The sequence below is a fragment of the Lacticaseibacillus suilingensis genome (assembly GCF_016861845.1).
In the GTDB taxonomy this organism is placed as follows: Bacteria; Bacillota; Bacilli; order Lactobacillales; family Lactobacillaceae; genus Lacticaseibacillus; species Lacticaseibacillus suilingensis.
In genome coordinates this window covers 1-19,598 of the sequence record NZ_BOLV01000027.1, presented here as the reverse complement: position 1 = coordinate 19,598, position 19,598 = coordinate 1, and the positions used below count along the sequence as shown (strand labels likewise).

The 19,598-nt window shown below is 46.8% G+C and carries 18 protein-coding genes and 1 pseudogene; 14 read left to right on the top strand and 5 right to left on the bottom strand.

Annotated features, from left to right (window positions below; translation table 11 throughout):
• The first annotated feature begins 561 nt into the window (after positions 1-561).
• The 6 genes from JUF11_RS11955 to JUF11_RS11930 all read left to right on the top strand — a co-directional run bounded on the left by JUF11_RS11955 (position 562) and on the right by JUF11_RS11930 (position 5,163).
• Positions 562-1,536, top strand: coding sequence for an SIS domain-containing protein (locus JUF11_RS11955; protein WP_204119774.1), 975 nt, complete (start codon positions 562-564; stop codon positions 1,534-1,536).
• A gap of 18 nt (positions 1,537-1,554) precedes the next feature.
• Positions 1,555-2,439 (top strand): PfkB family carbohydrate kinase, encoded by an 885-nt coding sequence (locus JUF11_RS11950; protein ID WP_204119773.1) that lies wholly within the window; start codon positions 1,555-1,557, stop codon positions 2,437-2,439.
• A 207-nt stretch (positions 2,440-2,646) separates the two neighbouring features.
• On the top strand, positions 2,647-3,498 hold the full coding sequence (locus tag JUF11_RS11945) for an amidohydrolase family protein (protein WP_204119772.1): 852 nt from the start codon (positions 2,647-2,649) through the stop codon (positions 3,496-3,498).
• A complete protein-coding gene (locus JUF11_RS11940; RefSeq protein ID WP_204119771.1) occupies positions 3,498-3,929 on the top strand; it encodes a secondary thiamine-phosphate synthase enzyme YjbQ in 432 nt (143 codons plus the stop codon). Before JUF11_RS11945 ends, JUF11_RS11940 begins: the two co-directional genes overlap by 1 nt.
• A 4-nt stretch (positions 3,930-3,933) precedes the next feature.
• Complete coding sequence (locus tag JUF11_RS11935; protein WP_204119770.1) at positions 3,934-4,725, top strand: PfkB family carbohydrate kinase; 792 nt, start codon at positions 3,934-3,936, stop codon at positions 4,723-4,725.
• Positions 4,726-4,743: 18 nt separating this feature from the next.
• Positions 4,744-5,163, top strand: a complete 420-nt coding sequence (locus tag JUF11_RS11930) for a hypothetical protein (protein WP_204119769.1) — start codon at positions 4,744-4,746, stop codon at positions 5,161-5,163.
• Between the two features lie 62 nt (positions 5,164-5,225).
• Here JUF11_RS11930 and JUF11_RS11925 read toward each other — a convergent pair whose 3' ends face one another.
• A complete protein-coding gene (locus JUF11_RS11925) occupies positions 5,226-5,942 on the bottom strand; it encodes a GntR family transcriptional regulator (protein WP_204119768.1) in 717 nt (238 codons plus the stop codon).
• 418 nt (positions 5,943-6,360) lie between these two features.
• On the opposite strand from JUF11_RS11925, the gene JUF11_RS11920 reads away from it, so the two are divergent.
• From JUF11_RS11920 to JUF11_RS11890, 7 genes are all read left to right on the top strand, one after another.
• Positions 6,361-7,680, top strand: coding sequence for an anaerobic C4-dicarboxylate transporter family protein (locus tag JUF11_RS11920; RefSeq protein ID WP_204119767.1), 1,320 nt, complete (start codon positions 6,361-6,363; stop codon positions 7,678-7,680).
• 18 nt (positions 7,681-7,698) lie between these two features.
• Positions 7,699-8,520, top strand: a complete 822-nt coding sequence (locus tag JUF11_RS11915) for a sugar phosphate isomerase/epimerase family protein (RefSeq protein ID WP_204119766.1) — start codon at positions 7,699-7,701, stop codon at positions 8,518-8,520.
• 4 nt (positions 8,521-8,524) lie between these two features.
• Positions 8,525-9,331 carry a BtpA/SgcQ family protein gene (locus tag JUF11_RS11910; RefSeq protein WP_204119765.1) on the top strand — a complete coding sequence of 269 codons (807 nt, stop codon included), beginning with the start codon at positions 8,525-8,527 and terminating at the stop codon, positions 9,329-9,331.
• Between the two features lie 12 nt (positions 9,332-9,343).
• On the top strand, positions 9,344-9,589 hold the full coding sequence (locus tag JUF11_RS13400; RefSeq protein WP_204119764.1) for an FGGY family carbohydrate kinase: 246 nt from the start codon (positions 9,344-9,346) through the stop codon (positions 9,587-9,589).
• Positions 9,496-10,899, top strand: coding sequence for an FGGY-family carbohydrate kinase (locus JUF11_RS13330; protein ID WP_308439947.1), 1,404 nt, complete (start codon positions 9,496-9,498; stop codon positions 10,897-10,899). The genes JUF11_RS13400 and JUF11_RS13330 overlap by 94 nt, the downstream gene beginning before the upstream one ends.
• 64 nt (positions 10,900-10,963) lie before the next feature.
• A complete protein-coding gene (locus JUF11_RS11895) occupies positions 10,964-11,452 on the top strand; it encodes an HAD family hydrolase (RefSeq protein WP_204119762.1) in 489 nt (162 codons plus the stop codon).
• A gap of 324 nt (positions 11,453-11,776) precedes the next feature.
• Entirely contained in the window at positions 11,777-12,436 is a 660-nt protein-coding gene (locus tag JUF11_RS11890; RefSeq protein WP_204119761.1) for a recombinase family protein, read from the top strand.
• A 237-nt stretch (positions 12,437-12,673) separates the two neighbouring features.
• Here JUF11_RS11890 and celB read toward each other — a convergent pair whose 3' ends face one another.
• On the bottom strand, positions 12,674-14,011 hold the full coding sequence (gene celB, locus JUF11_RS11885) for a PTS cellobiose transporter subunit IIC (protein ID WP_203664623.1): 1,338 nt from the start codon (positions 14,009-14,011) through the stop codon (positions 12,674-12,676).
• Positions 14,011-15,387, bottom strand: a complete 1,377-nt coding sequence (locus JUF11_RS11880; RefSeq protein WP_204119760.1) for a glycoside hydrolase family 1 protein — start codon at positions 15,385-15,387, stop codon at positions 14,011-14,013. Before JUF11_RS11880 ends, celB begins: the two co-directional genes overlap by 1 nt.
• Positions 15,388-15,490: 103 nt before the next feature.
• Between JUF11_RS11880 and JUF11_RS11875 the strand changes: the two genes are divergently transcribed.
• Positions 15,491-16,192 (top strand): DeoR family transcriptional regulator, encoded by a 702-nt coding sequence (locus JUF11_RS11875; protein ID WP_204119759.1) that lies wholly within the window; start codon positions 15,491-15,493, stop codon positions 16,190-16,192.
• Positions 16,193-17,173: 981 nt separating this feature from the next.
• On the opposite strand, the pseudogene JUF11_RS11870 reads toward JUF11_RS11875, so the two are convergent.
• Positions 17,174-18,171, bottom strand: a pseudogene (locus JUF11_RS11870) (IS30 family transposase).
• 353 nt (positions 18,172-18,524) lie between these two features.
• Positions 18,525-19,382 (bottom strand): DegV family protein, encoded by an 858-nt coding sequence (locus JUF11_RS11865; RefSeq protein WP_204119758.1) that lies wholly within the window; start codon positions 19,380-19,382, stop codon positions 18,525-18,527.
• Positions 19,383-19,598 lie beyond the last annotated feature (216 nt).

The following is a 19,598-nucleotide window of genomic DNA, read 5'->3' as shown; positions in this document are numbered from 1 at the left end:
TGATTCCATCTTACAAGGACTCAGGCTATGAGTCTTTCTATTTGACTAATTTGTTGCACTTGAATTGTAAATCCGTCGCACCAAAAAAGCATCTTTCGGGTTGGTAGGGCCCGAAAGATGCCTCGTGGGGGCTAGCCATCTAGCTAGCCGCGCTTGGCTTTAGCCTTGCGCAGTTTGGCACGATGGCGACGCTTGTGGGCTTTATACGAGGATTGAATCCAAGCACAAATGCCGGTAGCGCACACCCAAGCAGCGTCGCCGGCCGCTACTTCAAGCAGGAAATGATACATCTAGTCTCACCGCCAGGAGGCTCCAGTTGAGTTGCTCCCAGCGGTATAAGTGTAGCAGAGATGAACGGTCAGGAGTAGTACCGATATACACATGTACGCTGGAGGGCTATTTGTATGTCTAAATCAGGGTATACGGCAAAGAGAATCAATAGAGGATAGCATTTATAATCTCAGAATTTTGTATATTGTTCGATATTTCACTTGCCACCCGAAAACAAATGTATTATATTGTTGGCGTACAATAAAATACATTTGATGGAGGGATTTAGCAATGGAAATTAAGGCGATTATTGAAGAGATCTTGAAGGACAAGAAGGAAAAAGGCGGCATTAAGCAAGTCTATATGGCTGCGTGCGGGGGCTCATACGCGGCACTATATCCGACCAAAGTATTTCTGGAGAAAGAGTCTAGCGAATTAGTTTCAAGTCTTTATACAAGTAATGAGTTTGTTCACAGCCAGCCAAAGGCGCTCGGTGAGAACTCATTAGTTATTGTATGTTCACACAAGGGGAACACTCCAGAAACCATCAAATCAGCAGAGGTGGCCCAGGCGAAGGGTGCAACGGTTATTGCACTAACCTGGAAACCAGATTCTCCAATCACCAAGCATGCAGATTACGTTGTTGAGTATACTTTTGGCCCCGATAAGGACATTGCCGAAGAGAAGACTATGCAGGTACTAACGATTGCCGTAGAGCTTGTAAACCAGAGCGAAGGATATGCAAACTATGCAGACTTTGTTGATGGGAAGTCTAAGATTGACCGGATTGTTAAGCTTGCGATGAAACACGTCGAAAAGCGTGCAGACAAGTTTGCTATTGACCATAAGGACGATGAAGTTGTCTATACGATGGGCAGTGGTGCAAGTTGGGGCTCAGCATATCTTCAGAGCATTTGTATTTTTATGGAGATGCAGTGGGTCAACTCCGCATGCATTCATACCGGGGAATTCTTCCATGGGCCATTTGAAATCACGGATGAAAACATTCCATTCATGATTCAGATTTCGGAAGGTAGCACTCGTGAATTAGACGAACGCGCGCTTAAATTCTTAAACAAGTACGCTAAACGAGTTGAAGTCTTTGATGCAAAAGAGCTGGGCCTTTCTACAATTAAGGAATCGGTTATTGATTACTTTAACCATTCTTTGTTTAACAATGTTTATCCTGTATACAACGAGAAACTTGCAGAGGTTCGTGAACACCCGCTTCACACACGTCGCTATATGTGGAAGGTTGAATATTAATAGCAAGGGGGTCAGAGTATGCCTAATAAGGTGCTGGGAATCGGCGACAATGTTGTCGACAAGTACGTCAATCAGGGCATCATGTATCCAGGAGGTAACGTCTTAAACTTTTGCGCTTACTCAAAGATGCTTAAGCAGGACGCGGGAATGATCACAAAATATGGTGATGACCTGATTGCCGACTATGTAAAACATGTGGTGAAGAGGCTGGGGATTGATGACTCACAAAGTCGCTCTTTTTATGGCGATAATGGCTTTTCGAGAGTTGAATTGGTGAATAAGGACCGCAACTTCCTGATGTCAAACAAAGGGGGAGTTTCTAAAGAAAAGCCCTGGAATTTTACTTTGGAAGATGAAGATTATATTCGTCAGTTTAGCCTCATCCACACAAGCCTAAACAGCTACATCGAGCAAGATCTGCCACAGCTGAGCGAATTGCACGTACCAATTTCTTTTGATTTTTCGGTCCGTTGGACGGATGAGTATCTCGCCCAAGTTTGTCCTTATATTGATTTTGCATTCATGTCCACTAGCCATCTGAGTAAGGCAGACAGAGAGGCAGAAATGAAGAAGGCTGCCGATCTCGGGGCTAAGATTGTTATTGGCACAATGGGAGAGAAAGGATCATACGCTTTAGTTAACAATAGCTGGCTATATGAACCGGCAGTAGTGATTGATTCGGTTGTTGATACAATGGGTGCGGGGGACTCCTATTTGACTGCACTATTGCAGAAATTATTAAGTCTTCAGGGTGGTACATTTAACTTCTTCTCTCAGAATATAGAAGACGAAGTTCAGAAGGCAATGCGTGCTGGGGCTGAATTTTCGGCTAGCGTTTGTCAAATGAATGGTGCATTCGGATTTGGCACTAAGATTTTTGAAGCGGTATCACCGCTTTCTTGATACTGAAAATGAAAGGGCTTACTTATCTGGCTTGAAAATCACTATTACACCGATTAATTGAATCGGGTCGCATGCGTATATCTGTAGAACGGTTTCACCTGAAGATGCTTAATAGTGACTGATTTTGACGTTTGGTCAGATTTTTTGCTAGACGATAGATAGAAGAAGCTCAATCAAGACAAGAGTAATTAGCGAGGTGTTTTTAAGTTGGTAATCGATACGCACATTAGACCAGCGATGTTCAAGGAAATCTATCACGATAAGAAGACTTTCGAGAAACGTTGCAATGAGATGAACTATCATCTGATGAGTCCGGCTGACTTGTCACTTCTGAAGAAGCAACTCGGCCTGGCTGAAATTGAAAAAGCGGTGCTGTTGCCTGAGGATAACTCCTATTCTTCGGGGACAGCCACAATAACCAATGATGATATTAAACTGTTGGTAGATCTGGACCCAGAACTCTTTGTGGGGTTTGCCAGTGTTGACCCGCGAAATACAGATGCGCATGAAAAGTTGTCAGATGCGCTTTCTCAGAACGAATTCTCAGGCTTGTATATCAATACAGCCAGATTGCACATGAGTCCTATGGATGAACGTCTGGTGGAACTATATGATATTTGCAAGATTCATCATAAGCCAATTATTTTTCACTCAGGCTTTTCTTTCGAAAATTATGCGCTGTCTAAGTATGCAGAACCATTTCTTTTTGAGGAAGTTCTTACATCTTTCCCAGGATTGAATATCTGCTTTGCTCATATGGGATGGCCATGGACAAAAGAGACAGAGGCCCTATTGATCAAGTACCCGAATGCATATGCTAGCACGGCGATGATGTATACGGATGGGCCTTACCAGATTTATAAACAAGAGCTTACCGAAGGATTGGGTGAGCATTGGTATCACAACATTATGGATAAGGTCATGTTTGGTTCCGGCTCTCCTAGAATTCGGCCGGTTCGTAGTAAGCGCGGAATAGAGTCCCTCCACCTCCCGCCCGAGGTAGAGCAAAAGATTTTCCACGATAATGCTGTGCGGTTTTTGGGCCTGGAGGAATCGTGATGAAAACATACTTCAAGGAAAATCAGGTTACAGCAAAGAAAGAGTTTGAAATCATCAAAATTACGGATGATGTACGGTCAGTAGTTGAAGACTCAAAGATTTCAAACGGTATTGTCTATGTAATCTCGGAACACACTACGACCGGGATTACAGTAAATGAAAATCTAGAATGTGTTGAGCGAGATATTCTCGCGCAGATGGATCGACTTTTTCCTGACGATTATCCGTATAACCATAACCATTACCTGCCATCATATGGCACCATCGGAGGGAACGCACCGGGTCACCTTAAATCGTTAGTGACAGGAAATCATTGTGTCTATCCCGTCGTAGACGGGGAGATAAAACTTGGTCACGCTGCCGATATGTATTTCGTGGAGTATGACGGTATCAAGAATCGAAAATATATGGTTTATGTCCTAGGGGAGTGAGTTTATGGCAAAGACTACATTAGCGATGGCGGACAATTGTATTGATGTCTATCTGGATTCGGGGCGCTTTTATCTGACTGGAAATAGTGTTGACTTTGCTATGAATTACCGAGGCTTAGGTGGGGCGGTAACGGAGATGACCGTGTTAGGCAACGATTTGTATGCCGAAGCACTTGAAGTCAGGCTTGCAAAGGAAGGAATTCCACTTCGCGTTATGGCCCGTGTGGACAAGCCAACGGCCGTGGCAAAAATGAAGATGGAAGGCACTGAAAAAATCTATCTAGGCTTCACAGGAAATGCCATGGATGATATGGCTATTGGCGATTCAGACAAACAATTCATCAATAACTTTGACATTGTATATGCTGAACGCTGGTCGAAGGCACATACCTTTATATCCGAAGTCAAACAACCTGGACAGATTTGGGTATACGATTTTTCAAGGCGGCTTGATCAAGAAATCAATGCCAAATTATTACCTAACTTGGATTATGCATTTTTCTCGTATGAGAAGGACGATGAATGGATTCGAAAGTTCCTTAAGTCATCCTATCAGGCAGGCGCAAAGACAGTCATTGCAATGCTGGGTGGCGAAGGCAGCCTCGCATATGACGGCCACCATTTCTATAAGGAATCAGCTGGCGAAGCTGTGGTTGTTAATACAGTTGGTGCCGGCGACTCTTACATTGCCGGCTTTACGTACGGCGTGAGCCTTGGCTGGTCTGTCCCGGATTGCATGACGGTTGGTAAGGAACGAGCGACAAAGGTAATTCAGCAATTCAATCCATACTTGTAAGGCTAGGAGGGTAAAGTGATGACAGTCGAAACATATAGCAATGAATCGGAAGGAATTAAATGTGTCTACAACAACGGAAATTGGCTGGTATCTATTAAGAACTGGAAACCAGATAATGATATTGAAGGTGTTAGCCATTTAGAGATTCATCATAAATCAGATGAGCAGTTTATCTTGGTTCAGGGAAAGGCATTATTGATCACCGCCGAGAGGTCAGATAACAAATTTCAAGATATTAAACTGACTCCGATGAGAGTGGGAGAGGTCCTGAACGTCTCTAAGGAACAGTGGTTCTATTCCATCACTCAAAAGGACACAAAAATTGTCTATGTTCAGGCGGCAGACACTTCTTTAGACAATAGTGATTTTGCTGATTTGACTGATGAACAGGTTGCTGAGATTCAGCAAAAGGCTACCACGCTACTAGAAGAGCTGTAATTAAGAAGAAAAGACAAAATAAGAGGGAGGCGTGATGCCCCTCTCTTATTTGTGCATTTAAATTAAACAATAAGTTTAAATTTATCGCCGAGACAAAGTTGTTGGCACAGGTTGATTACCTTGTTTTCTTTGTCGCGAACCATGCTGTTAAACCGCAACAAAGGATAGCCTTTTTTAACGTTAAGGGGTTCGGCTTGCTTGTGATCCGCAAAGACCATATCGATTGTTTTAGATGAGTTATCAAGGATGATGTCGTACTTGTCCTCAAGTAGTTTATATAGAGATGTGTCATTTAGATTTTCCGAGAATAGAAAAGAGAAAGAGTCCGGAAATGTGTTTATCTCAAGAATAACTGGCGTGTCATCGGCGGTGCGCACGCGTTCGATGTTCAAGACCTTTTGCTGGGGAGTGAGTTGCAATGTTTCTCGTGCCTTGTTAGACGGTGCTTCGAGAGCCATTTTAATAACTTGTGCACCAGGCTTCAGGCCTCGCAGTTCACACATTCTTGAAAAACTAAGCGCGTTTGAAGAGAGTCCACGCTGAATCTTTGGAGTGCGAATAAAAGTGCCCTTACCAGATTTGCGATCCAAATAGCCTTCCTCAACAAGAGCACCGAGGGCTTTTCTTACGGTTACTCGACTGACGGAGTACGTCTCTCGTAACTCACTTTCTGTCGGCAAGCGATCGCCAGGCTTGAGATGGTTGTTTCTAATATTTTTGACCAGATCATCATGTAACTGCAGATATAGTGGAGTTGCGCTAGACGCGCTTAATTTCATAGAAGAGGGCCTCTGCTTTCTGACTTTTATATGCAGCAAAGTTTAACATATATCAATATAATACAATACCTTGCATTTAGATGGAATGGATTGGACTGTAACGGGCAGTACCAGCTCATTTAAGTACGATACTGGCCTGATTTCTGAGATTCCGCCAGCACAAGAACAGTTCTACATATCAGAGTTCGTCTTTGTTATTGACCAGCAGGCCTGGTTCCAGGATCTAAATATCCTCTGAAGAAGACTCTTGGAATTAATTGCTCAAAAGTGAACGATTGGGTTGACAGCGCTTTCTTACATGTCTACTATTGTCATAGATACAAAGCAATACCATTGCCGGCAGAGTGGACTTTGTATCAAGCTAATTTCACGCGTGAAAGGTACAACACCGTATTCCCTATACAAAGGAGGATGTGTCATGTTCTTTCTCGAATTATTAATTGTCTTATTGATGATATTCTGGGGGGTCCGAAAGGGCGGCCCATTCATGGCATTTGTTGGTGGCGTGGGAATGATTATCTTCACATTCATTCTAAAGGTGAAACCCGCTGATCCGCCGATTACCGTAATTTTGATCATGATTGCTGTCATTTCAGCGGCTGCAACTTTGCAAGCGTGTGGCGGCCTAGATCTTATGGTTCGCATCGCGGAGAAACTACTTCGCAAGAACCCTAAGATGATTACTGTGTTAGCTCCAGTTGTGTCTTATGTTTTTACGTTCATGAGTGGTACGGGGCACATTATTTACAGCCTTTTGCCGGTCATCAACGAGATTTCAATTGAGACTGGCGTGCGGCCTGAGCGACCAATATCCGCTTCCATTGTTTCTTCACAGCAGGCAATTACAGCATGTCCAATATCTGCGGCAACGGTTGCGGTTTTGGCATTCATGAGTGAGTCTAGCTATTCTTCCGTCAATATTTTCACCTTGCTATTAGTTGTTATTCCCGCAACGTTAATCGGGACAGTCGCCGCAGCCTTTGCTGTAATTAAAAAGGGCAAAGAACTCGCTGATGATCCTGAGTTCCAACGCCGGGTTGCTGCAGGGGAGATTGTTGTGCAGTCCGACAAAGAGGTCAAGAAAGAGGCTACTAGCAAGTCAGCTAAGATTTCACTAACTATCTTCTTGTCGACCATGGTTTTAATCGTATTGCTTGGCGCGTTTAACGGTATCTTGCCAAAATTCGCAGATGGAACAAAACTTGATTTGACGGTTGTTATCCAGATGTTCATGTTTGCGGCAGCTGCAATTATGGTGATATTGACAAAGCTCAACAGTGATAAGGTACTTGACCAACCTATTTTTAAAACGGGAATGTTCGCCGTTGTTCTTGCCTTTGGTCTCTGCTGGATGGTTAACACTTTTATTGGGGATCAGGCTTCATTTATTACAAAGAACATGTCATCTTTAACGAACCAGTATCCTTGGATTTATATTCTTGCCGTTTTCATTGTTGGGTTTATTACCACAAGTCAGTCTTCGACGACGTTGATTATGATTCCAATTGGCATTGCACTACATCTCCCGGCAGCGGTAATCATAGCCGGGTGGGTTGCCTGCTCATCAAACTATTTTATTCCCGACTCTGGACAGACAGTAGCCGCGTTAGCCTTCGATACCGCGGGGACAACTCGAATTGGCAAGTATGTCCTGAATCACAGTTACATGCTACCTGGACTGGTCTGCACAATTGTATCTGTTGTGGTGGCGCTTGGCCTTGGTTCAGTGATCTTCTAATTTGAAAGGAGCTCAATCATGAAGTTGATGCCGATGGATTATCAGTATCTTCGCTATTCAACCACGAAATTTTTGGATAAGATTGCAAATTCCGTTTACGACACCGTCGATCTGTATTTATCAGGCCCGCAGCTTAATGTGTTTGATTATTCTTTGAGTCAGCTTCTACAGCTTAATCGCGACCTTAAAAAACGGCAAATCACCGTTGGAGCGATGACGCCGGAAAATTGTGTTTATCCCGTCAATTTTTGTACTCAGGACCGAACAACACGAGAGTCGAGCCTCCGATACTATCAGCGCACGATTGACACTGCCGAGTTTCTAGAATGCTCGAGAGTTCAAATCAGTACTGGTTTTGGGTATTTTGATCAGTCTCCAGATGAGGCTTGGGGGTTATGCAGAGATTCTTTGAAGCAACTGTCCGAGTATGCAGAGAAGAAACACGTAGTATTGATGCTTGAGGAGCTTAAAAATACAACGACAAATGTACTAATTACGAGTAAGGATATTGCTAGGATGTTGAGCGAAGTTGGCTCGAGTCATCTGGTGGGTATGGTCGATACAGATCAGATGACTTTTGCTGGTGAGACAATCTCTGATTACATGAAGAATCTCGGACCTAAGCTACAGTATGTACACTTTAATGACCGTGGGCATACGGTACCAGGCGATGCAGATTTCCCGATGAAGCGTTACTACCAAGAGCTGAGAGATGGGGGATATACGGGGCCACTTTCTTTTGAGATCTGTGATCGCCGATACTTTAAGGACCCGGATGCCTCTATGGATCAGATAACTGCTTGGTTGAGAGCGAATACAGATGAGCTAGTGGGAGCGTGATATTATGTGGACCAAAGATATGTTTGGAGTTAACAAACCAATAATCGCCTTGTTGCATTTAGATCCACTGCCGGGTGACCCAGCGTATTCTGGCTCTATGAGAACAGTACTCGACCATGCAAAGGCAGACTTACTTGCACTCGAAGACGGTGGCGTTGATGGTGTCCTGTTTGCAAACGAATTCAGCCTCCCTTATCAGCCGGTCGCCGACATCGCAGATATCTCAACAATGGCGTACATCATCGGCAATTTAAAAGAAGATCTTTCAGTGCCTTTCGGCGTTAATGTTGTAAAGAACCCAATTGCCACCATTGACCTAGGTGCAGCAGTTGGAGCCAACTTCGGAAGAAGCTGTTTCTCTGGGGCATATATGGGTGAATACGGACTGTATACCTCGAATATGGGAGAGGCAATTCGCCATCGTAAGGCGTTGGGCGTTGAAAGTATGCGTCTTCTCTTCAAAGTAAATCCAGAGGCTGATAGTTACTTGGTAGAGCGGCCAATCCAGGTTGTAGCGAATTCCATTATGTTTGGGGGATTTGCTGACGGGTTGTGTGTGTCGGGTCCAGCCGCCGGTGCTGAGCCTGATGACACTGCACTTAAACTTGTTCATGAGGTCGCTAAGCCTAAAGACGTTCCTGTATTTTGCAACACAGGGGCGAACCACGACAATATTCAAAAGCTCCTTAACTGCGACGGTGTTTGCGTAGGATCTGCTTTTAAGAAAGACGGCGTGTTCAATGGTCGAGTAGATGTAGAGCGCGTTAAGTATTTCATGCAGGCAGTACAACAGTTTAGAAGTGAGCACTAGGAGGCGAGAATTTTGGGCCGTTATCTTATTGGAATTGATATTGGCACCTATGAGTCTCGAGGAATGTTGCTTGATAGCAATTACCACGTAGTTAGTGACTGTTCGGTTAAACACTCGATGTCTAATCCTAAGCCTGGATTCTTTGAGCATGATGCTGAAGATATCTGGGGGGCGATTTTTGTAAGATCGCGAAATCCTTGTTGTCGGAGAGTCATGTTGCTCCTGAAGATGTTGAATGTGTTGGCGCTAGCGCTTTAGGAACTGATTGTGTTCCGGTGGACCATTCCTGTACCCCTCTGCGTCCAGCGATTCTATATGGAATCGATGCTCGCGCGACCGAGGAAGCGAGATGGTTAACCGAGTATTACGGAGAATCAGAAGTTAATCGGCTTTTTGGCCATAAGATAAATTCTGGTGATACGGCCACTAAGATTCTCTGGATAAAGAACAACGAGCCAGAGGTCTACGACAGAACTTACAAATTTCTCACGGGTAGCTCTTTCATAACAGCGAAGCTAACTGGGCAATATGTCATTGACCAGGCCTTAGCTAAAGGATCGTTTCGTCCACTCTATAATGCAGATGGGACCGTCAATGAAGCACAGTGCGAAGTGTTCTGTCGTCCTAACCAACTTGCCGAAAGCAGAGTATCAACCGATATTGTAGGCACGGTAACCAAAGCAGCGTCTATAGCAACGGGGTTAGCACAAGGAACACCAGTGGTCACAGGCACCGGCGACTCTACTTCCGAAGCCATCAGTGCTGGCCTAGTAGAAGCAGGAACAGTATTCTTCCAGTATGGGTCATCAATGTTCTACTATTACTGTACGGATAAGTTCATAGATGCTTATACTTCTCCTTCAGGCAATGGCTCACTTAAGGGAGGAAAGGATTTTACAATTCCGGGGACGTTTTGTTTGGGTGACGGTACAAATGCTGCCGGAACATTAACGCGCTGGGTGCGTGACACCTTCTATAAGAGTGAATTACTTACTGAGGCAACGACCGGGGAAAATGCGTATACGGTTATGTCCGAAGAGGCGTCCGAAGTCCCTGTGGGGGCGGACGGGCTGATTATGTTGCCCTATATTTACGGGGAACGAAGCCCGTTGCAGGATTCAGAGGCACTAGGTATGATTTTCGGATTGACAGGTGGTCATGATCGTAGGCATATCAATCGCGCTGCGTTAGAGTCAGTTGCGTATTCTACGTATCAGCATATGAGACTGTTCAGTGAGATTGGGTTAGAACCAGAGCGCGTCATTACTGCCGGGGGCGGCACAAAGAACATTACTTGGATGCAAATCGTCTGCGATATGCTTGGAAAGCCGCTTCAGATACCAGAAGATTTTCAATGTTCCGCATATGGAGATGCAATGATTGCTGCTATTGGATCAGGACAACTTGCTGGATTTTCAGCACTACGGCGAGTGCTACCAACGGGAAGGGTTCTCGTTCCTAATTCAGAGAACCATCAATATTATGCTCAACACTATCCGATCTTCCGGGATCTATATTTGAACAACCGCAGTGCAATGCATACCCTGAGCCGCGAGAACCATAAATGATATCTGAATGTTATGAGACCCAAGCCTGAAGTTTGGGCCTTTTGTATGAAGGGAAGCACCTGTGATGAAAAAAGCCATAATTTTTGACGTAGACGGGGTGTTGGTAGACAGTGAACAATACTATCTGAAGAGGCGGCTTGATTTTCTGCGCAGCCAGGGAGTCGAGACAAAGCAAATTTCGTCTTCGGAGATACGTGGTGCTTCGGACGCACAGAGGTGGGAGCTTTTAGTACCAGCCGTCAAATTTCGTACGACATTAAAAGCTGACTATTCGGCATATACGGATTCTCATCCGATCCAGTTCTGGAATCATCTAGTGCCCGGAGTGAGTGGTGGGCTTAAATGGTTACAGTCCAATGGAATCAGACTAGCAATCGCTTCAGCTGGTTCTCTAGACAGTATTGAGAGAATGCTGAAGGAGTGTGGCTTAGTGGACTGTTTTGAGGTTGTTGTTAGTGGCGCGGATTTACTTCAGAATAAGCCAAGCCCAGTGGTTTACCAACAAGCACTTGATTTACTCTCGCTATTGGCCCCAGCAATGTATTGCATTTGAGGATAGTGAGAGGGGCATCACTGCTGCAAAAAAAGCGGGCATAGAGACCTGGGCGATACGAGAGTTTGCTCAAGACTCCGATCAGTCTATGGCAGATAAGCGATTTGAGAACATCAGAGTAGCCTTTAGCGCGGTGAATAAGGAGATGGAGTTTTAGAAAACTAAATCGGTTGTGAGTTATGAGGCCAAGTAAGTTTTTTTGGCTCGCGTTTATTAATCACGGCGGTGTCATAACTTAAAAGTATTGACACCGGCCACCATCTCCCGCTACAATAGGCCTGAGCGAGTCTCATATATTTGTATCAAAACGAGAGGGCGAAAATCATGGCCAAGGTAGAAAAAATAGACGAATCAGCATCGGATGCAAGCAAGAATCAGGCCGGCCACATTTACGGTTATGCTCGAGTCAGCACCTTGGCTCAAAGTCTAGATGAACAGATTTCAGAACTCCATCTCTTGGGTGCCCAAACCGTGTATGCAGAGAAGTACACCGGTACGACGGTCGAGCGACCGGAATTTCAAAAAGTGCTCGCCGTTCTCCAACCAGGCGACACTTTGATTGTCGCCAAGATGGATCGATTGGCTCGCACGGTGAAGGGTGCGCTCGAGGTGATGGATCAGCTTCAGGTCAAAGGGGTATCACTCCGAATCGGAAACATCGGCACGTTTGAGACTGACCGTGAAGGCAGACTGACTCCGATGGCTAAGATGATGCGCACCATGATGCTCGCTTTTGCCGAATATGAAAGGGACATGATTGTTGAACGCACCCAAACCGGTCGCGCATATGCGCGCAAGCATGTGCCTGATTATAAGGAAGGCCGCAAGCCGGTGATCAACGGTAGGCGGCTCGAACAGATGCTGGAGTACTATGATGAGCATACTGTAAAGGAAACTGTGTCGGCATTTGGTGTCTCGAAGGCGACGCTGATGCGCCGGGTCGCAGAGAGACGATCGCAAGAGATGGGAAAAGTTGAAAAATGATAACGCAAGAAGGCGCTCACACTATTCCATGTGGGCGCCTTCTTTTGAGATTTAATTCAGATAGAATGCATATTCGACGGGGTGGCCGTGCGCGAGATCGCGAATCTGAGGCGATTTCGACGGAAATGCCGGTGGGCCCCCCCATGAAGATACTTTAGTCAGCTTGCAGTAATGGCACTGGAGAGATTCCTTAGACGGAATTTTGAGAAGACGGGCAAGCTACTCTCAAGAGCATGGTTAATCCTTTTCTTCAGCAAGCAGTTTTTGGTCATACATACGGAAGAATGGATAGTAGATAACAATGGAGAGTGCAAGGTTGATGAAGGCGAGGATAACTGCCGGAATATTACCGCCAGTACCAAGCCAAGCACCGACCCCAACAGGTAGAACCCAAGCAATCGCTGTGTTCACAACACCAACAATGCCAATTTTGATGGCGAAGTAGGCTAAGGATGCAGACACGATTGGGTTGACTAAGAATGGAATGATTAGATATGGATTGTAGACGATGGGGGCACCGAAAATTATTGGTTCATTGATGTTAAAGATGGCCGGGATGATAGCGGTATGGCCAAGAATTTTAAGCTGTTTAGATTTCGCGGCAAAGTTCATCAATAGTGCTAGTCCTAGCGTACCACCAGCGCCACCAAGGAAGACCCACATGTTGATGAAGTCGCCAGCGAAGATGTTGTGGGAGCCGTTGATGTTTTCAGTCAAAGCAACCAACAGAATTGGGTTGATGAAGGAGTTCTTGATAATCGCAGTGCCGTGAACCCCAACAATCCATAGTAGGTGAATCAGAAGTAGAATGATTACCATACCTAGCCATGAACCGGTGAGGTACTTAACGAATCCGAACGGCGCAGACAGGAGAGCATGAATATCGGTGCCTAAGAATCCGAGCACTGAGACAATGATAATCACGAGAAACGCGACTAGGACTAATGGAATCAAGGAAGCAAAAGAGCGACTGACCCCTGCGGGAACGCCCTCCGGCATTTTGATGGTGAGATTGCGATTGACGCAGAAACGATAGACCTGAACTGCTAGGATGCCCATGATGATGGAGATAAAGATGCCGACGCCACCGAATCGCGTAATCCATCCGTTCGCAAGGGCTAGGCCATTGACGGAGCCGGAGTTTTCGACGACTTTAGTTGAGACGCCAACAGCGGCACCATTTTTCCAGATGATTGATGGAATTGTCATGAGGAAGGCAAATAACGAGAGGATAGAACCAGTGAAGGCATTAAGCTTTTCTTCACCAGCCTTGCGATACTCCTCGATGTAATAATAGCCAATGGCTAATGAGTAGTAGATGGCAATTGTGCCAAGCGCCATCGTATTACCGATTGAATAGAAGGCGGAGAAACGTAGGAGTGTGTTCTGGAAAAAGGTTGCTGCAAACGGGAATATGGTTGGCAGATTATTGAGGATTAAGAAGATTGAAGCCACGATGGTGAAAGGAACCGCGGCCAAACTGGCATTCATAATTCCCCGGACTACCTTAGTATTTGCGACCTTGTTAAGCGGCGGTAGGAGCCGCTTTTCAAGAAAGCCAAAGAACTTGTTCATTATCGATTACTCCTCTCTTTAATGACACGTTGGAACCAATAATAGCTATCTTTGGGATAGCGTTTCATTTCCTTCAGGTCGTCGTCAGTACGATCAACGTAGATGAAGCCATAGCGCTTACGAATTCCTTCGTGAACACTAATCAAGTCGATGGAAGACCAAGGTAAGTAGCCCTGAACTTCGACACCGTTAGCTATAGCAGCATCGACAGCCGCTAGATGCTGCTGAAGGTACTCAATGCGATATTGATCGTGAATCTTGTAATCATCAGTCATTTCATCGTAAGCACCAAGTCCGTTTTCTGTGATGATAATTGGGAGGCCATAACGATCGTTGGTTTGCTCAAGCGATGTCTGAAGGCCAAGCGGGTCAACCGTCCAGTTGAAGGCATTCTTGGTAAGATAAGGGTTGGTGACGCCTTTGTAAAAGTTAGGCTCATACACGTCCTCTGACTGCTGGTCAGAGACTCCGGCAGAACGCGCTTCACCCGCCTGTGGGAAGCTAACCGTGGCAGTTGTATAGTAATTGAAGCCAATAAAATCGGGACGGTTTTCGTCTACGAGCGCTTGATGTTCTGGCAAAATGTGTAAATCGATACCTAATTTCTCCAGATGTGCTTTAAATACTGGGTTTAATTGACATCTCACAGAGAAATCCAGGTATGCCCAATTGCGAATGACGTTAAAATCTAGGGCGGCGCGCACGTCTTCTGGTTTAGAGCTTAACGGATAAACATAGGAAATGTTCGGAACGGGACCAATTTTGCCCTCTGGAACGAGTTCATGACATTGTTGAAAGGCGTACTTTTCAGCAATCATCATATTATAATAAGACTTATACCGGCCTTCATTGGTGTCGTGAATGCCGAGAATCTTCGTATCGGCTAATAGCATGATATTGGGTTCATTAATTGTCAGCCAGTACTTAACCCGATCGCCAAAATGCTCAAATAGAACGCGAGTGTACTGGAGATAAGCCTCAATTGTGGCCGGATTGTGCCAGCCGCCTGCCTGTTGGAGCGTGTCTGGGAGATCAAAGTGATAGGTTGTGACGATGGGCGTAATGTCTAACGCCAGCAGGGCGTTGATGACCTGGTCGTAGTGATCAAGACCTAGCTGATTGACCGATCCGTCTTGGTTGATGATGCGGGTCCAGGCAAATGAGATGCGTAGAGCATTGGCGTTCATTTCCGCGAGCATCTGGAAATCTTCGTTGAAGTGGTGATAATGATCGACCGCGATACTAAAATCTGCGATTGTGTGATTGTTGCGCGGCCGAGTATCTTGAACAGAAGGCTGCTTGCCGTCAATATTCACGGCACCTTCGGTTTGATGGGCAGACAATGAAGCACCCCAGAAAAATGGTTGGTTTAACATAAAATCCTCCTGACTTGATGACGCTTTCAGTATACGGAGGAGGCAGCCTTTTTTTACAAAGTCAAACATAAGCTACTACATATGATTAATTCGGATGGGGGATATGATGCGAACAACAGAGAGCGACGTAATCGATCGGCGCCAACGTGAATTGGCCTTTTTGCGGCAGCATATTCACACCACAACTAGTGAGATGGCGAGAGCGTTTGACGTATCGTTAATGACCATCAATCGGGACCTGCATATGTTTATCAAGAAGGGCTTAGTGCTACACGATTATGGCGAAGTGGTGTGGATTGGTGAGTCGATGCCTAGTAGCCAGATCAATCAAGAGAGGGCACAGAATCTAGAGCAGACGCTAACGGCAATCGCCGGTAATCTTGGGCGGGTGTTAATTAGCACAAGTCCGCTAACGGAGAAACTGACATATGAGCTGGCTGATCTTGGCTGTCACGTCATGACGAATCAGTTAGTTACGACGCAGAGAGAATCTGATCAATCTAATCGAGTTCCTGTGCTGACGGGTGGACAGCTGAATCGATTTGATGACTGGTTGAGTTTTTATGGCAATACGGCCGTTCAATCCATTAAACACTTTGACGCAGATTTGGCGCTGATTTACGCAACCGGTCTTTCCGACCGGTTATTAACGACAAACACCCTGTATGAGTCAGTGATTGCTCGCACAATGCTTGAGAATGCTCAAAAAACCATTATTTTCTTAGCCGACAATGCCGAGGGTTATGAGACGAATTCGATGATTGTGAAGCGTGAACGGCTTGGCCGTGTACAGGTCATATCTTAAGCCGGTTGGCCAACAGAATCACTAATACATCGGCATCGAAAAAGAAGTTGGTCCCCGGATGCACGAGGTAATGATTGTCGCGACATCCAATGTTTTGGACTTGTTATGCCCTGGATTCTTCAGCAAAATCGCGCCTGGCGCCGCGCCGTATCGCGGTCACATCCGCACATGCGCCGCCTCGTTCCAACGCGCCCCATCGGCAGGCCAGCACCAGTCCGCGTCCCGCGGGCCGCCGCTCGGCCCCGCCGTGGTGCAGGGACACATCATGGACCGCGCCTGGCGCTTCTCCGCTCACAGGCTTGCGCCAGTGAGCTCCGCCAGCGCCGAGTGTCTACCAGCTAGGCCACATTGGCGGCCGTTCCGGCCGCGTGCGCCTGGCGCCGCACCGTATCGCGGTCACATCCGCGCATGCGCCGCTGGTCGCGTCCTTCGCGCGCTGTCGCTGGGTCGGCCGTCAGCCCACATTCCGCGGGCCGTCGTCCGAACCCACCGCGGCGCGAGGCCAAGACAAAGATAAGCCGTGTACATATGTATGACGAATGACACCGGTACTGCGCTTCCGGCTACGCGTCCTCCGCCCGTCGCCGCCCACACGCGCCCGCCGTACATACACATGACACATGCCCTTCATTCTCCTAGAGAGTGAGGGGCATTTTTGAAAATTGGGCGCTGTATGCGGTCCTGACGCGCGGGTTCGGGCAAGATTGTCGTGCCGGTTCCCGAGATGGCACCCCTTCTGCCCGCCGGCCTGGTTCTGGCGCGCTGCCCGGGAGGGGCGGAGTGGGTGGTCCCACCCACCCTGTCGGAGCAAGCTTGAGCCCTTTTTTATTTTGCACTAGTAGTGGCCGATCGCGCTCTAGGCGCGCGATCGGCCCGTCACAGTCAGAGGCGTGACAGCCTGTTATCTAGGAAGCTGGTGGGCTAGCCGGCGGCTGCCGCCTTGGCGGCCCTGCGCCGGACCCGAGCAGATTCGACAGTAAATCATTCTGTGGGAGTCTGGTACTTCAGGATGAGCCGTGGGAGGTCGTTGATCTTGCGCCCCACCTCGGCCACGTCCTGTGGGGTTACAGCATCCAGCGACGTACCTTTGGGGGAAGTCGCGCCGGAGCATCCGTTTGTGGGCCTCGTTGGTTCCGCGCTCGCTGGAGCGATAAGGATGGGCGTAGTATACATCGGCCACACCATCGAGCACGTTCGACAAGTCTGCGAACTCTGAGCCGTTGTCCGCCGTGATGGTCTTGATGATATCGCCGTGGTCTTTAACAATTGCACGCATGGTATGGTTGACCGAGTCCGCATCACGACCATCGATCAGGCGCACGAACTGGAAGCGCGTCTTACGCTCAATCAGCGTCATCAGCACGCTTTCCTGGCCGTTGCGCTTACCCACCACGGTGTCTAGCTCGAAATTACCGAACTCTCTGCGATTGTCGACGCGCTTAGGCCGGTCGTCGATACTGCGGCCGTCAGCATGCGTTTGAACTTGTGGTTGGCCTTGTGCTTCACGCGCCGGCCGGTTTTCTCCAGAAAATCGATGTTCCTTACCCCCAGCAGCTGCGCCTCGATGTAGTTGTAGAGCGTTTCCGTACAGACCATCTCATCGGGTAAATACAGACCCTACCAACCGCTGCATCGGGCGACCAGCCGTCTTCACGAAAGCGAGTCGTGAAGTAGGCGATAAAGTCCTGGACCTTCGCGAGCTTAAGCGGACGGCGGCAGAGCTGGCGGTTCGCCTGGTAACGTATCTGGGCTGTTTTCGGGCTGTACACGCGGTAGTATCGCAACTTGCCGTTGACCTTCTTGACTTGGTCGATCTGACCGCGAGAGAGTTCGTTGGCGATAGTCTGGCGACTGATACCAAGGCGCGTGGCAATCTGGCGGTTAGACTCGCCACGGGCGTGGAGGGCGGCAATTTCTCCTCGTTCAAGTAATGTTAGGTGGTGACCTTTGGTGTGCGGCGTGATAAGCTGATCTTGCATCAAGACGATACCTCTTTCATTGGTTGTGTAGGAACTTCAATGATAACAGGTCTTATCGGCTTGGTGTTTTTTATCGCCCGAATTTGGAGGCGGGGGTGGCTAACTTAATTCTAAAACGCGGGTTGCAATATTTACGCCTGATACTCGCAATAAAATGCTGAGGAGAAGCATCTAAGCTAGGAAATTAATTATCTGACTGAGGGCTGCAAATCAGCTCAGAATTCACTTTGATTGCTTGTTCTAAGCGCTCAACATGAAAAAATGGCAAATGCTTCCGGATTATTTGCCGTTTTTTCTTGAATTCGGGACGGGATCAAGTACACGTTGACACCTAAATCCTTAAATCTTGACGGTTAATACGACAGAATAGTCGCCCCGATTAACCCTGGACCTGTATGAACCCCTAAAGACGGTGAAATTTCGCCAACAAAATCCACTCTTTGGCCCGTCGCTGCCTTTAATTCAGCCGCCAGCTTTTTAACCAGAGCCGGATTTTGACCATGGGCCACCCCTAAACAAAAGTGAGCGCTATTGCAACAATCCTTTTTGACTTGCGCCACCAGTTTATGAAGCGCTTTTTCTTCGGAACGGGCCTTAAAAATAGGGTAGTATATCCCCTTTGAGTCACATGAGATCACCGGCTTGATTTTCAAAACCGATCCGACCAGGCTGGCAACTTTGCCAATTCGACCACCTGCACTGAGGTACTTCAAAGTCGGGACATAAAAATATACGCGGCTTTTGTCGATTGAGGCCGTCACTTTTTCAATCACTTGTTGAAAGGATTCTCCTGAGCAAATTAATGATGCGGCATAGGCCACCTGAATACCACTGCCAATTCCGATACTTTTCGTATCGAGAATTGTGACCTGGTCAGCTGCAAAGTCCTGTGCCGCAAGTTGAAAGGTCCGGTTGGTGATGGATAAGCCACTGGAGATCGTGATGCCGAGGATTTGTTGATAGCCAGTTGCGAACAGCTCATTCATTGCGGCTTTAGCGGCTTGTGGTGAGGGGCTAGCCGTCTGGGGAAGGGTTTTTGCCTGCATCAAGGCTGAATAAAATTCATCTGGTGTGATATCAACAGCGTCACGGTAATTATGACCATCCATCGTAATATTGAGTGGGACAACAACAATATTGTTGTGCGCTTCGAGCACGCTTTGAGGAACGTCTGATCCAGAATCAACGAGAATTGCAATTCTTTTTGGCAATGTTCGGTCCTCCGCGGTTTTAATAATTGCATTATATAGTTTTAAATACTAGATGTAAACAATTCTGTAAAATATTATCCTGGTGCTATGTTGCCGTGACGGTTCTGGTGCAAACAATCTGAAAGATAGTCAACTAACCGGTTCTGGTGCAAAGTTGAAATTAAGCGTAGATCAAAGTGACTGTGTTTAGTGGTTGTAGCCTATGCCGCTAACAAT